Origin of the sequence: Tropicimonas marinistellae (assembly GCF_001509585.1) — a bacterium.
In the GTDB taxonomy this organism is placed as follows: domain Bacteria; phylum Pseudomonadota; class Alphaproteobacteria; order Rhodobacterales; family Rhodobacteraceae; genus Tropicimonas; species Tropicimonas marinistellae.
In genome coordinates, this window is the sequence record NZ_LNCI01000008.1 from 122880 (window position 1) to 136002 (window position 13123).

General features: G+C 61.9%; 14 protein-coding genes. 7 read left to right on the plus strand and 7 right to left on the minus strand.

Going from position 1 to position 13123, the window contains the following annotated elements; translation table 11 throughout:
• Positions 1-35: 35 nt before the first annotated feature.
• Positions 36-1628: a PAS-domain containing protein gene (locus ARC39_RS17645; RefSeq protein WP_068116162.1), complete on the minus strand. Its 1593-nt coding sequence runs from the start codon at positions 1626-1628 to the stop codon at positions 36-38.
• A gap of 80 nt (positions 1629-1708) precedes the next feature.
• A complete protein-coding gene (regB, locus tag ARC39_RS17650; protein ID WP_068116163.1) occupies positions 1709-3109 on the minus strand; it encodes a sensor histidine kinase RegB in 1401 nt (466 codons plus the stop codon).
• A 96-nt stretch (positions 3110-3205) separates the two neighbouring features.
• Here regB and ARC39_RS17655 point away from each other — a divergent pair, with 96 nt between their 5' ends.
• The 3 genes from ARC39_RS17655 to ARC39_RS17665 all read left to right on the plus strand — a co-directional run bounded on the left by ARC39_RS17655 (position 3206) and on the right by ARC39_RS17665 (position 4887).
• Positions 3206-3838: an SCO family protein gene (locus tag ARC39_RS17655; protein WP_068116164.1), complete on the plus strand. Its 633-nt coding sequence runs from the start codon at positions 3206-3208 to the stop codon at positions 3836-3838.
• A gap of 103 nt (positions 3839-3941) precedes the next feature.
• Entirely contained in the window at positions 3942-4496 is a 555-nt protein-coding gene (locus ARC39_RS17660) for an ActR/PrrA/RegA family redox response regulator transcription factor (RefSeq protein WP_068116165.1), read from the plus strand.
• Positions 4497-4599: 103 nt separating this feature from the next.
• Positions 4600-4887, plus strand: a complete 288-nt coding sequence (locus ARC39_RS17665; RefSeq protein WP_068116166.1) for a hypothetical protein — start codon at positions 4600-4602, stop codon at positions 4885-4887.
• Here ARC39_RS17665 and ARC39_RS17670 read toward each other — a convergent pair.
• Positions 4882-5475 (minus strand): HD domain-containing protein, encoded by a 594-nt coding sequence (locus tag ARC39_RS17670; protein WP_068116167.1) that lies wholly within the window; start codon positions 5473-5475, stop codon positions 4882-4884. The two genes, ARC39_RS17665 and ARC39_RS17670, sit on opposite strands and share 6 nt — an antisense overlap.
• A 104-nt stretch (positions 5476-5579) precedes the next feature.
• Between ARC39_RS17670 and ahcY the strand changes: the two genes are divergently transcribed.
• On the plus strand, positions 5580-6968 hold the full coding sequence (gene ahcY / locus ARC39_RS17675) for an adenosylhomocysteinase (protein WP_068116168.1): 1389 nt from the start codon (positions 5580-5582) through the stop codon (positions 6966-6968).
• Positions 6969-7491: 523 nt separating this feature from the next.
• Here the strand turns inward: ahcY and lysM are convergent.
• Positions 7492-7917 (minus strand): peptidoglycan-binding protein LysM, encoded by a 426-nt coding sequence (lysM, locus tag ARC39_RS17680; RefSeq protein ID WP_068116169.1) that lies wholly within the window; start codon positions 7915-7917, stop codon positions 7492-7494.
• 267 nt (positions 7918-8184) lie between these two features.
• Between lysM and ARC39_RS17685 the strand changes: the two genes are divergently transcribed.
• Positions 8185-8526 carry a DUF2853 family protein gene (locus ARC39_RS17685; RefSeq protein WP_068116170.1) on the plus strand — a complete coding sequence of 114 codons (342 nt, stop codon included), beginning with the start codon at positions 8185-8187 and terminating at the stop codon, positions 8524-8526.
• A 238-nt stretch (positions 8527-8764) separates the two neighbouring features.
• Here the strand turns inward: ARC39_RS17685 and ARC39_RS17690 are convergent, their stop codons facing one another.
• The 3 genes from ARC39_RS17690 to tsaD form a co-directional block, all read right to left on the minus strand.
• Positions 8765-9184 carry an EVE domain-containing protein gene (locus tag ARC39_RS17690; RefSeq protein WP_068116171.1) on the minus strand — a complete coding sequence of 140 codons (420 nt, stop codon included), beginning with the start codon at positions 9182-9184 and terminating at the stop codon, positions 8765-8767.
• On the minus strand, positions 9184-9456 hold the full coding sequence (locus ARC39_RS17695; protein ID WP_068116297.1) for a YciI family protein: 273 nt from the start codon (positions 9454-9456) through the stop codon (positions 9184-9186). Before ARC39_RS17695 ends, ARC39_RS17690 begins: the two co-directional genes overlap by 1 nt.
• 99 nt (positions 9457-9555) lie before the next feature.
• Positions 9556-10665 (minus strand): tRNA (adenosine(37)-N6)-threonylcarbamoyltransferase complex transferase subunit TsaD, encoded by a 1110-nt coding sequence (gene tsaD, locus ARC39_RS17700; protein WP_068116298.1) that lies wholly within the window; start codon positions 10663-10665, stop codon positions 9556-9558.
• A 72-nt stretch (positions 10666-10737) separates the two neighbouring features.
• Between tsaD and ARC39_RS17705 the strand changes: the two genes are divergently transcribed.
• Together ARC39_RS17705 and ARC39_RS17710 are read left to right on the plus strand one after the other, a co-directional pair.
• Positions 10738-11460, plus strand: coding sequence for a uroporphyrinogen-III synthase (locus ARC39_RS17705; protein ID WP_068116172.1), 723 nt, complete (start codon positions 10738-10740; stop codon positions 11458-11460).
• A 76-nt stretch (positions 11461-11536) separates the two neighbouring features.
• A complete protein-coding gene (locus ARC39_RS17710) occupies positions 11537-13123 on the plus strand; it encodes a hypothetical protein (RefSeq protein ID WP_068116173.1) in 1587 nt (528 codons plus the stop codon).

A 13123-nucleotide genomic window follows, 5' to 3' on the forward strand; every position in this document is an offset into this window, starting at 1 on the left:
GCGGCCAATCGCGCACGACCCTCCTGAGTTTGCAGTCAGCGCTGGTGTGCCGGAGTCGCGGCCCAGACCTTCGAAGGAGCATCGACGCTGCGCCGCCCGGAAATCTTGGAGAAGCCCACAAGCGTGGCGTGGCGGGGCAGCGGTGCAAATCGGCAGTTGAGGAGGTTTCCGTCGGTTCGACGCACTTCTGCGTTCCACTCGGCGCGTTCATCCATTGAGCCAACAAAGTCTCGCAGATCGCCCCATGCGGGCGTGGGCAGGCATCGCGACTGCCAGAGCGCCGTTGCCTCCGTTACGCCGGTTTCGCCAAGCGTCGAGTCAGGATCGTGCTCCCACATTTCCCGATAGGCACGATTGGAAAGAAGCAAAACGCCGGAGGCGGAGAACACTGCAATTGCTTCGTCGACACTGTCCATGACGGACTGGCCAAGCTCGAGTTCGGCCCGGAACCGCCTCGTGAGCGAAACCTCGTCGCTGATATCCTCGAAAAGGAACGCCACTGCCCCGTCCGGGTGAGGGCGCCCGGTCACGCGAAAGGTCTGACCGCTCGGCAGGTACCAGGTTTCCTGATAGGTGCCCGAAGCCGCGGCGCTTTCCAATTCGACGATCTGTTTTCGCCATCCCTTGTAATTCTTCGGTTCCGGCATCCGCCGACGCTCCCGAAGCTGATCGAGGAACTCGAACAACGTTGGCCTTCCACTCAGAAACAACGGCTCAAGCCCCGAGAGGTCCGTCAGCGCGGGATTGAACAACGCAAGGCGCCGGTCCTTGTCGAATACGGCGAGCCCGGTGGGCAGATGGGCAAACGTTTTTGTGAGCGTCTGAACGAACTCGCGCAGTGACCCCTCTGCCCGCACCAGCTTGTCGGCAGGAAGTGCAAAGATGAGCGTCTCGCTCTCCTGAGCGTTGTCGTAGCTGTCGAACCAAAGTGGCTGGTCATCGTCCGGCACAGCAATCGAAAGGCGCCGCGGCGGTTCCGAAATATCCGGACCGAAAGGACGCTGATCGAAAATCCGGGGCAGGGGCCAACCAACCGTGTCTGGGTCGTCGGACACACGCCGCACCAGCTCAACATAGGCGGCATTCGCCCAGCGAACGGCCCCGGCCCCGTCCTCTTTCCAGATCAGAATCGGAGCGTCGTCGATGACATCGCGCAGCGTCTTCAACTCTCCGGTAAGCGCGGCCTGGCTGAAGCGATCGGGCAACCAGCCCTCCGCCTGCTTCGCGCTGCGCTTCTCGAAGATGGCGATGCGCGTCAAGCCACCGCGCCACTCGGCTTCAACGCGGTCGCCGGTCGCGGAATCCGTCAGCTCGATCTTCTGGAGATCGGCGAGATCGGTGATTTCCTCCCCGAAGTCGGGAAACCGCGATTCGATGACGGACAGCGTTCGCGACCAATCGTCGAGAAAGTCCGGCCCGGTGTTCAGCAGCGCGCGTGCGTCCGGAGTCGCGTCGACCATTTCCCGATCTCGGAAGAGGAACACGACGGGTTCGTCCATTTTGTCCAATGGGGTCCAGCTTACACGGCGCGCAGGCAGGAAGTGGCCCATGAGATACAGTGCAACCGTTGCGGTACCAAACGAGGAAATCACCAGTACGAAGCCCAGTGACAGGTCGAAAAACTGCATAATCGTCCGCGGCCCCCAAGCCGTGAGTTACGCTTCGGATCGTTTGGGGGAATAGTTAACCTGGCGTTAACCGAGATGCCTCATCCAACCGGTATTCGTAGGTTCTCGCCCAGACCTTCGCCTTTTGCGATATCTTCATCCGATATGTCGCTGCGTGGCCACACCACTTCGACAATCGCGCCGCTCCGGTCTGGGCGTTCTGATTCGGTCAGAAATGGATCCGCGCCGTTTGAAAACGTGAGCTCGCCGCCGGACCGTTCCAGCAATGTCTTGGCAATGAAGAGGCCAAGCCCCATTCCCTCGTACTCGGGCCGCCTTGACCGTTCGGCTTGCGACTTCCGGATACGAATGAACGGATCACCGATACGAGCAATTGCATGGGGCGGAAACCCGCGCCCGTCGTCGGCAATGCGAATGATAATCTGCGAGTCCGTCCATTTGGCGTCGACCCAGACATTCCCGACCGAAAAATCCACGGCGTTCTGCACGAGGTTCCGCAATCCGTGGATGATTTCCGGACGCCGTTGAATCGACGGTTGCCGGCTTCCGCCGCCAGCGGCGGGCGCCACATCGAAATGGATCTCCTTTCCACGGTCCTGATGCGGTTCCGCTGCCTCGCGAATGACCGTGTCGAGCGGCGCGCTCCGCATATGCAGATCGTCTTTTCCGGCCCGTCCCATCGAACGAAGAATGTCTCGACACCGGTCGGCCTGATCACGGATGAGTTGCGCGTCCTGGCGCAGATCCTCGTCGCCGTCCAATTCCTCGATCAGCTCCGAACTGACGAGCTTGATCGTTGCCAGCGGCGTGCCCAATTCATGCGCGGCGGCCGCAACCACCCCCCCCAGATCGGTCAGTTTCTGCTCGCGCGCAAGTGCCATCTGTGTGGCTCCCAGCGCGTCAGACATGGAGTTGATCTCGCTCGCCACACGCCGCGCATAAAGAGCAAGAAACGCGATCCCGATAACGATCGCGACCCAAAAACCGAACCGGAAAATGTCCGGGATCTGCAACACGGCACCATCACTGGTTCGCAGGGGCAGAAAGAAGAAGCCAAGCAAGGTTGTCAGCAGCACGGCGACGCCGCTCAGTATCAAAGTTGCGGGCAGGCGCAGTGCGGTTGCGGCGATCGTGACCGGGGCAAGAACCAAGAGGGCAAACGGGTTGTTCAAACCGCCGGTCAGGTACAGCAGGAACGCCAACAGCGACAGATCGAAAAGCAGAGTCAGGAGCGTCTCGTGCTCGGTAAGTCGCTTGTTCTGGGGATAGGCGAATATCGCGACCAGGTTGGCGATAATCGCTATTCCAATCGCCATCAACGCGAGGCCGAGTTCAAGCTGGAGGTCGTAGAAAAAACTGACAACGACAATCGTTGCGAGCTGGCCGGTTATGGCAACCCAGCGCAGGACGATCATCGTGTGCAGGCGCACCCAATGGCTCCTCGACATTCCGTCAATTACGGGGAATGTAGTGTCAGCCATGCGAGCTCCTGTGTCCTCGGCCATCGGATCAGCGTTGTTGATAGCCCGCGATACAACGCTCGGCAAATGGCTGGAAGAGGATGCGAGGAGCAACCGATGAGGATTCTAGGTTATGTCGCCGCTGGAGCGGGGTTGGCATTAATCGGCGTGATTGGCGGCGGCTTTTTGGTGAACCAGATGTCCCAGGGCACGCAGGACGACCGGTTCGCGGAGTGCATTTCCGGAGTAGCGGCCGGCGGACCAGACAGTATCGGCGGCCCGCTGGAACTGGTGAGCGAGACCGGTGAAACAGTGACCGACAAGGACATTTTCACCCGTCCATCGCTGCTTTATTTCGGCTACACGTACTGCCCGGACGTCTGCCCACTCGACACGGTACGCAATGCCGAGGCCGTGGATATCCTCAAGGAGCGGGGTTTCGACGTGCAGCCGGTTTTCATCTCGGTGGACTGGGGTCGGGACGATGCCCAGTCGATGAACGATTTCACCTACAACATCCACCCTGACATGCTGGGGCTAACCGGTTCGGAAGAGCAGATCCGCGCCGCCTCCAAAGCGTACCGGACCTATTTCAAGGTCAGGGATCCGGAGGATGAGTACTACCTCATCGATCACTCGACATTCACCTACCTCGTTCTGCCCGAAACCGGGTATCTGACCTTCTTCCGACGTGAACTCTCCGGCGATCAACTCGCTGATCAGGTGCAGTGCTACCTGGAAAAGCTCTGATCTGGCCTGCGTTTCAATCACCTGCCGCAAGTCAACTGTTTGACGCTGCGGCGCAGTGACACTACTGTCCGTTCGAACGAAATATGGTTGGCGGAGGACGCCCATGGCGGAGCGCGAATTGCAGGATATCGGCGAGGACAGGTCGCTTCTGATCGTCGACGACGACGAGCCCTTTCTGCGCCGTCTGGCGCGCGCAATGGAAAAACGCGGCTTCGAGCCGGAGATGGCGCAATCGGTCGCCGCTGGCAAAGCGGTCGCCACCGCTCGCCCGCCGGCCTATGCAGTCGTCGATCTGCGGCTGGAAGACGGCAATGGCCTCGACGTGGTCGAAACCATCCGCGAGAAGCGCCCAGATGCACGTGTCGTCGTCCTGACGGGGTACGGTGCAATTGCCACGGCAGTGGCCGCGGTGAAGATCGGCGCGACCGACTACCTCTCCAAACCCGCCGATGCCAATGACGTGACCGCGGCGCTTCTGGCCGACGGAGACGCGCTGCCGCCGCCACCGGAGAACCCGATGTCGGCAGACCGTGTGCGCTGGGAGCACATTCAGCGGGTTTACGAATTGTGCGACCGCAACGTGTCGGAAACCGCGCGTCGCCTGAACATGCACCGCCGGACACTGCAGCGGATCCTCGCGAAGCGTAGCCCGCGCTGAACCGTTGCGATCTGGACGTCTCAAATGCATCAAACCGGCCCTCGTGGCCGGTTTCGCCGTTTTGGCCGGGTGCACCGGACAAGTCTCCGGGCCCTCGGAAAGCATGCCGGCCCGCCCGGTGGCAGATCCGGTCTTCAACGCGACCGGGATCGGCGTCGGCGCGACGGGAATGGAGATCGGCTTCGGGCGGTCAGAACCCGGGGCAATCGTCGCCATGTCAAAGCTGATGGGTATGGAACCCGCGGTCGTCGCACGCGCATGCCCGGGAATGCGGGCTGCCAGATGGCCGGACGGCACGGCGCTCTATTTCGAAGAGCGGCCATATGATCCACCCGCCTTCGTCGGTTGGCGGGCCGGAGCCGATAACGCGGGCCGAACCTGCCCGCTATAAACGAGCAAGCAGGGTGGTGTGCCGCTCGGTGAAGCTGTTTCGCACCTCCACCGGCGGTCGAAGGTGAATCCGCAAACCGTCGATCACTTCGGGCTTCGGTTTGCCGAAGAACTTGTTGGACTCCGCCTCCGAGAAACCGGCGATCTGGGTGGCTTCGAGCCAAGCGCTGACCTTGTCCGCCCGCTTGATCTGCTTCTTAACGGATACCGGGATCTGTGCGGGTAAGCCGAACCGCAGGTGAATCGCCGCCGTCAGCCGCTCGTCCAGCGCGCCGTAGCTCGGGCCAACCGCCGCCTTCACGGGCGATATCATGTCGCCGATCACGTATTCCGGCGCGTCGTGCAGCAAGGCCGCCAGCCGCCATCTTGGAGGCGATTCCGGCTGCATACGGCCGAATATCTCCTCCACGAGCAAGGAATGCTCGGCGACCGAATAGGGAAAGTCGCCCCGGGTCTGACCGTTCCAGCGCGCGACGAACGCCAGACCATGGGCGATGTCCTCGATCTCGATATCCACCGGGGTCGGATCGAGCAGGTCGAGCCGTCTGCCCGAGAGCATGCGTTGCCAGGCGCGCGCCGGTTTTGCCACCTGCTGTTACCTCCAAGTTAAATTCCGATGCCTATCCTTGCCGGGTAGCAAGTGCGGTGCTACGTCACCGCGCAACTCTTTACCACCGTTCGAGGAACGTGATCATGCCGCAGGACTATATCGTTAGGGACATTTCGCTTGCCGATTTCGGCCGTAAGGAGCTCGACATCGCCGAGACGGAAATGCCCGGGCTGATGGCGCTGCGTACGGAATACGGAGATGCGAAACCGCTCAAGGGCGCGCGTATCGTGGGCTCGCTGCACATGACCATCCAGACCGCGGTGCTGATCGAGACGCTTGTCGCGCTCGGTGCCGATGTGCGCTGGGCCTCGTGCAATATCTTCTCCACGCAGGATCACGCCGCAGCCGCGATAGCAAAGGCCGGCATCCCGGTATTCGCCGTCAAGGGACAGTCGTTGGAGGAGCATTGGGACTATCTTGACCGCTCCTTCCTGTTCGAAGACGGTCCGAACCTGATCCTCGACGATGGCGGCGACGCAACGCTCTATGTGCTGCTCGGCGCCCGTGCAGAAGCCGGGGAGGAGATCCTCGCCGTACCGGCCTCCGAAGAGGAGGAAGTGATCAAGAAGCAGATTGCCAAGCGCATGGCAGAAAGCCCGGGCTGGTTCACCAAGACCCGCGACCAGATCAAGGGCGTGTCGGAAGAGACGACGACCGGCGTCCACCGCCTCTACGATCTGCACAAGAAAGGCCAGCTGCCGTTCCCGGCGATCAACGTCAACGACAGCGTCACGAAGTCGAAGTTCGACAACAAGTACGGCTGCAAGGAATCGCTGGTCGATGGTATCCGCCGCGCCACGGATACGATGATGGCCGGCAAGACGGCGGTCGTCTGCGGATACGGCGATGTGGGCAAGGGCTCCTCGGCGTCGCTGCGCGGCGCCGGCGCACGTGTGAAAGTGACGGAAATCGATCCGATCTGCGCGCTTCAGGCGGCGATGGACGGTTTCGAGGTGGTCCGGTTGGAGGATGCGGTTGAAACCGCCGATATCTTCATCACCACCACCGGCAACAGGGACGTGATCCGGCTGGAGCATATGCGCCGGATGAAGGACATGGCGATCGTTGGCAATATCGGCCACTTCGACAACGAGATCCAGGTCGCCTCGCTGCGCAACATGAAGTGGACGAATATCAAGGATCAGGTCGACATGATCGAGTTGCCGAACGGCAATCGTCTGATCCTGCTCTCCGAAGGCCGCCTGCTGAACCTCGGCAACGCCACCGGGCACCCGAGTTTCGTCATGTCGGCCTCCTTCACCAACCAGGTGCTGGCCCAGATGGAGCTTTGGACAAACGCCGACGCCTATGACAACGAGGTCATCATCCTGCCCAAGCACCTCGACGAAAAGGTCGCGCGCCTGCACCTCGACCGCATCGGCGTCCGCCTCTCCGAACTCTCGGCCGAACAGGCCGATTACATCGGCGTCACCGTCGAGGGCCCGTTCAAGCCGGAGCATTATCGCTACTGACCGGGCTCGCCAGCCGGGCGCTCATTCCCGCTCCCATCGGCGGCCGCGACAGGACCTTTTGGCAGCTCGACCGAAGCGTTGTCTCGCCCGGAATCAAGCCGTAGGCGCCGGGCGAGCGCCGGCCCGCCCCGACGGGCTGGCGCTGTGGCAGCCACGCGCAACGCACCAATCTCTTCCGGATCTGTCAGACATCAAGCGCACCAGCCAACCGGCTCTGCGCCAGCCGCCGGTCCGGCGCTCGCCCCGCTCCGGGTGGAGTCCTGGGCAGCGATCCAAGATCTGGTCGTGCAGTGACGCCTCGCAGGTCGGCCATTTCGGTTGCCCGCTGCAAGCACCCAGGCACTTTTTGCGCGAGATGCATTGCGCACGGCTCTGCGCCAATTCCTAACAAAGTGTGAATCCGTCCTTCTAACTCATTGAAATTACGTCAGGTGCGGATTGTCTCACCGTGAGACACACGAAAAAAGGGCGAGGTATCCCCCGCCCTCGAAGGCCCACACCGCCGGGCCGGAATTGTCCCGCCTCAGGCGGTCGGAATCCGCAGCACCTGGCCGGGATAGATCTTGTCGGGGTCCGACAGCATCGGCTTGTTGGCCTCGAAAATCTCCATGTAGCGGGCCCCGCTGCCCAGCGTCTTCTCCGAGATCGCCCAGAGCGTGTCGCCGGATTCCACCGTGTGAAGCACCGGATCGTCGCCGCCCGTGGTGTCCTCCACCTCGGCGACGCCCTGCACGTTGCCCACCGCGACGATCATCTTTTCCTTGGTCTCCTGGTCGACCGCATCCCCCTTGAGGGTCACCTTGTCGCCCTCGACCGCAATCTCCACGCCGTCCGCGTTCAGGCCGAGATCTTCCACTTCCTTGACCAAGGCGTCGGCTGGCGGTGCTTCGGATGCCTCGGCCGCACCAAGGTTTTTACCTTTTCCCTTTAGAAAGCTGAACAAACCCATTTCAGGTACTCCTTTGCAACTATGCGTTTGGCGCGCGAGCACGCGCGATCATCAATTCGTGGTACCGGTATGCGGACAATTCGTCGGCGAGTCGACATCCCCCATTGCCATGCTGACGCGGCGGTCGCTGTCATCCGGACTTCCGTGATGATCGTATCGGCGGAAATTTCCTTGTTCTGTCACGGCTTCCCGTTAACGTGGGCGTCACGGACAGCCCCAGCGTTTCGGGCTGTGCGTTGAATTCAGGCTAGGGATTGCGAGGACGCCATGAGCAAACGCGACGAACTCATCGAGAAATACGCCGGAGATCTACGCACGAAATGTGGTGTGGAGCCTGACATGGATCTGCTGACCAAAGTCACGATCGGCTGCGGACCGGCGATCTACAACGATGACGCCTCGACCGTCGCCGCGGGCCAGGAAAGCGAACTGGAGACGGTGAAGAACAACTTCCTGGTCAAGAAACTGGGTCTGTCCGACGGGCCGGAACTCATGGACGCGATCAATAGCGTGATCGAAACCTATGGCCGTTCGGAACGCAACAAGTACCGTGCCGTGGTCTACTACCTACTGACAAAACATTTCGGCAAGGAGTCGGTATACGGCTGATCCGGAGGGAGCAACTCCCCGGCAATTGCCTCAAATACATGGTATTCGGCTTTTGCTATGGCTCGGTGCTTGGGCTATCAATGTGGCGCAGGTCAGGATGGCCTCGGAGTTTCTCAGACACACGTGTGGTGCGACCATGGGCACGTGGGGTAATGGAGGGTTCCGGGGTGGGACCCTCCATTTTACTTCGGATGTCGCGCATACCTGGTGCGTGCCGCCGACGATCTGGCCGGACATGTCAGGGCGCCGTGCCTCCCATTTCACAGATTGTCTTCCATTCCGCTTCCGTCACCGGTTGAACGGACAGCCGGGTGTTGTTCACCAGGACCATATCGGCAAGCGTCGGCATTTCCTTGATGTCGCCGAGCGTCACAGGCGTCTCGAACGGTCGGACCGCGCGAATGTCCACGCATTCCCATCGGGGATCATCGGTCGTGCTGTCGGGGTGGACTGTCGCGCAGACTTCGACAATGCCGACAACGGCCTTTTCCTTCTGTGAGTGGTAGAAAAACCCCCGATCGCCGATTTCCATCTGGCGCATGTTGTTTCGTGCCTGGTAGTTTCGCACGCCGTCCCATTCCTCCCCCGTGTCACCTTTGGCGACCTGATCGTCCCAGGACCATGTCGAGGGTTCTGATTTAAAGAGCCAGTAGGCCATCAGCCGATCACCTTTTTCCATGCACGAAGCTCGACACTCTCAAAAAGACCCGCCTTGGCGTAGGGATCGTTTGCAGCCCAAGTCCTTGCGGTTTCCATGTTGTCGACGTCGAGAATGACGAGTGAACCGCACATTTCGCCGGCCGTATCCAGAAACGGACCTGCCTGAAATACGACACCTGTGGATTCGATGTAATCCAGATGGGCCGTACGATTGTCGAGCCGCGTCTGAATCGCGCGGGGTTTGTCCTTGCAGATTAGGGCGACGAGCATTGCGATCTCCTTCATGTCGGGGCCGACGCACCATCTCTTGAGCGCTCTCCCATGACAAGCCCCGGAGCCGGAGGAGCGCGACGCGATACCGGCTGCCGCTTAGGCTTTCGCGCCCTTCTTCCCCGACCCCAGCATCGCGGCCTGAGTGGTATCCAGCGGCCATCGCGGCCGGGCGGACAGTGTCATATCGTCATACCGACCCAGGAGGGCAGCTTCGATTCCTGCCCAGGCGATCATCGCGGCATTGTCGGTGCAGAGTTTCAGTGGCGGCGCAACGAACCGCAAACCGTTTCGGTCGGAGAGGTCCTGCAGGCGCCGGCGAATGGCTCCATTGGCCGCAACGCCGCCGGCGACAGCAAAGGACGGCTCGGCTGGTCTGGCGTTGAGGTATAGTTCTACGGCGCGACGGCTCTTTTCTTCCAGTACGTCCGCAATAGCAGCCTGGAACCCTGCGCAGAGATCCGTGCGGTCGGTGGCTGGTAGCCCGGCGCCCCCGGCGTCGGCGATACAGGCATCGCGCGCTCTCAGCAGCGCTGTCTTCAAGCCGGAGAAGGACATGTCACATCCCGGACGGTCAAGCAGCGGCCGCGGGAAGCGGAAGCGGGTCGGGTCGCCGTCACCGGCCAGTTTCTCCACTTCCGGCCCACCAGGTTGCGGCAGGGCAAGTAGCTTCGCCGTTTTGTCGAATGCCTCACCCGGCGCGTCGTCGATGGTGCCACCGAGGCGGTGGAAGCGGTCCGCAGCCTCAACCAGAAGAAACTGGCAGTGTCCGCCGGAGACGATCAACATCAGGTAAGGGAACATCAGCCCGTCAGTGAGGCGAGGCGTCAGCGCGTGCCCGGCAAGGTGGTTCACACCAATGAGCGGAAGGTTCGCTCCCAGTGCCAGCCCCTTGGCGAACATGACGCCGGACAGAACGCCACCGATAAGCCCCGGACCTGCCGTCACGGCGACCGCGTTCAGATCGTGCAGGTCGCATGCGGCTTCGGCGAGCGCGGCTTCGGTTACGACATCGAGTTTCTCGGCGTGGGCGCGGGCGGCGATTTCAGGGACCACGCCGCCATACGCCGCGTGTAGGTCCGTTTGCCCCGACACGATATTGGACAGGATCTCAGCGCGACCGTCGATTCCCCGGCGTACGATGGCCGCGGAGGTATCGTCGCAGCTGCTCTCGATTCCCAGCAGCGTTATGGGACGGTCGTCGGGAATGGTGGGCAGTTGCACGGCACGGGCACCTGGGGCAATGAAGATCAGGCCCAGATAGTCCGACAGGCGCAAAAAGTGAACCTCCGCGATACGACCCTGCTGCTGACGCGCCCGGAAACGGCATCCCGCCGGTTCGCGGATCAGGTCGAAACACGACTTGGGCACTTTGGCCTGGTGGTGATCGCGCCAATCCTGGAAATCGTTTCGGTGCCTGCTGATTTGCCGGACGTCTCGCGGGTCGCGTGGATCTTCACCTCGTCCAATGCAATTCCCGAAGTGATCCGACGCGGTACGGCCGAAGGTGCGGCGGCGTGGTGTGTCGGTCAGCGAACCGGCGAAGCGGCAAGGCAGGCTGGGTTCTCGCTGGCTGGAGTTGCGCCGGACGCAGCAACGTTGTGCGCGCGGATCGTCGCAGCGCATCCGGCAGGGCCGTTGCTGCACGCGACTGGCCGCCACCAGCGGGGTGATCTGGCCGGAGAAATTCGTTCGGCCGGTCTGGATGCGCGTTCCGTGGTTGTCTACGATCAGGTTGAACGCCCGCTCGACCGCGATGTTGTTGCCATGCTGGCGACCCCAAAAGAAATCGTCGCGCCGCTCTTCTCCCCGCGTTCGTCGGCGATTTTGAGCGAGGCCGCGCGAGGACGGCAGGCCAGGATCAACGCGGTGGCAATAAGCGCTGCGGCTGCGGAGCGATGGATATCCCTGCCGGATGAAGCGCTCATCGTGGCCGAGACGCCCGATGCGACGGGTATGTTGACGGCCATGGGCTGTCTGTTTGACGCAGACCGCTCCGCTTGAGGCAGAACACGCGCCAAGCTAAGTTCTCCCGGGACGCTCCAAGACGCATAAGCCCAGATTCGGGGGAGTTATTTCATTGGCCGATAAAAGTAAGACCGAAGCGGCGACGGATGACACGGAAAAATCCGTAGAGGATCAGCAAGAAACCTCGCAGACTTCGGAAGTGGAAACCGAGGAAGTTGCCGAGCCCGATGCGGTAGAGTCGGACGATATCGAGGACGCTGAGGTTATCGGCGAGTCCCCGGCTGAGCCGGACACTGTCGAAGCGGCCGAAAGCTCCGACGAGCTGGGTGAGGACAGTGAGACCGACGCCGAAGCGGATGTCGCCGACGAACCGCTGCAAGACCCGGATCCTGAGACAGTGGACGCCGAAGACCTGGCAGATCTCGAAGCGCTGGATGGCGTTGATGACGCGGAGCCGGACGATCCCGCGCCTGAACCAGTTTCGGCTTCTGGCGAGGAAGCGGCAACAGAGGAACCGTCGCTTCTGGACAACGTGGGCAACGGAACCGAACCCTTGCGGTCGGTTGAGAAGGAAACTGTTGTCGTGGAGCGACGTGGCGGCCTTGTTCCCGGTTTTCTTGGCGGTGCTATCGCGACTTTGGGTCTCGCCTTCGCAGCACCATTTGTCATTCCCGAGAACATGATGCCCGATTTCGGGACCAAGGCGTTGAAGGAAGAGATTACCACGCTCCAGGGTGAGATTGAGACGCTGCGCGGCGGTCTTTCGGAGGCGGCAACCGTCGCGGCGCTGTCGGATCTGGCTACAAAGTCGGGCGAGAGCACAGGCGCTCTCCAATCCGCCGTCGAAGAGTTGCAAGCGACCCTTTCAACGGTGCAGAGCGAGGCCGCCCCGGCCAGCGGTCTGGAAGAGGCCCAAGCGATGCTTGAGTCCATGGCCGCGGACCGGGACGCGTTCGTCGAAAGAATCGATGCGCTGGAGAAGCGGCCAATTGCCGAAGCGACGGACCCGGCCTCAATTGCCGCGGTCGAAGCCTATGGCCGCGAACTCGCCAGCCTCCGCGCGGAGGTCGCCGAGATGATGACCCGGTCGGAAGAGATGGTGTCGCAGGCCGCTGCCGCGGCCGAAGAAGCGGTGCAGGTGGCAACATCGGAATCGCAGGCCGCCATTGCCGAGGCCGAGGCTCAAGAGAAGGCGGCGGCCGAGCACGCCGCGCGCGTCGCCCGATCCGAGGCTCTGGTCGAAGTCCAGGCCGCTATCGAGGCTGGCGAGCCCTTTGAGGACGCACTCTCTCGGATCGACACGGTCGAGATACCGGCAGCGCTCGCAGATCAGGCGGCCGACGGTGTTCCGACGCTTGCCGAGCTTCAGGCATCTTTCGCCCCTGCCGCGCGTGCCGCGCTGAGTGCGTCACGTCAGATGTCCGAGCAGGAAACGGCGCAGGGACGTTTTGTGACATTCCTGAAGTCCCAATCCGGCATTCGCTCATTGGCGCCGCGTGACGGGGATAGCCCGGATGCGGTGCTGAGCCGGGCTGAAGCCGCGGCCGTTCAGGCGCGCCTCCAGGAGGCCATTGCCGAGATTTCTACCCTGCCCGAAGTCGGGCAGGCGCCCATGGCGGACTGGGTTGCGCAAGCCACTCGCCGCGCCGAGGCGGTTGCCGCCGCCGATGAACTCGCAGCCACTCTGGCCACCAACTGA

Excerpts from the sequence above, each read along its gene's own strand:
- lysM (WP_068116169.1), bottom strand. The coding sequence starts at position 7,917 with ATGGGTTTGTTCAGCTTTCTAAAGGGAAAAGGTAAAAACCTTGGTGCG.
- ARC39_RS17695 (WP_068116297.1), bottom strand. The coding sequence starts at position 9,456 with ATGCTCGTCGCCCTAATCTGCAAGGACAAACCCCGCGCGATTCAGACG.
- ahcY (WP_068116168.1), top strand. The coding sequence starts at position 5,580 with ATGCCGCAGGACTATATCGTTAGGGACATTTCGCTTGCCGATTTCGGC.
- regB (WP_068116163.1), bottom strand. The coding sequence starts at position 3,109 with ATGGCTGACACTACATTCCCCGTAATTGACGGAATGTCGAGGAGCCAT.
- ARC39_RS17665 (WP_068116166.1), top strand. The coding sequence starts at position 4,600 with ATGCCGGCCCGCCCGGTGGCAGATCCGGTCTTCAACGCGACCGGGATC.
- ARC39_RS17655 (WP_068116164.1), top strand. The coding sequence starts at position 3,206 with ATGAGGATTCTAGGTTATGTCGCCGCTGGAGCGGGGTTGGCATTAATC.
- ARC39_RS17660 (WP_068116165.1), top strand. The coding sequence starts at position 3,942 with ATGGCGGAGCGCGAATTGCAGGATATCGGCGAGGACAGGTCGCTTCTG.
- ARC39_RS17645 (WP_068116162.1), bottom strand. The coding sequence starts at position 1,628 with ATGCAGTTTTTCGACCTGTCACTGGGCTTCGTACTGGTGATTTCCTCG.
- ARC39_RS17685 (WP_068116170.1), top strand. The coding sequence starts at position 8,185 with ATGAGCAAACGCGACGAACTCATCGAGAAATACGCCGGAGATCTACGC.
- ARC39_RS17690 (WP_068116171.1), bottom strand. The coding sequence starts at position 9,184 with ATGGCCTACTGGCTCTTTAAATCAGAACCCTCGACATGGTCCTGGGAC.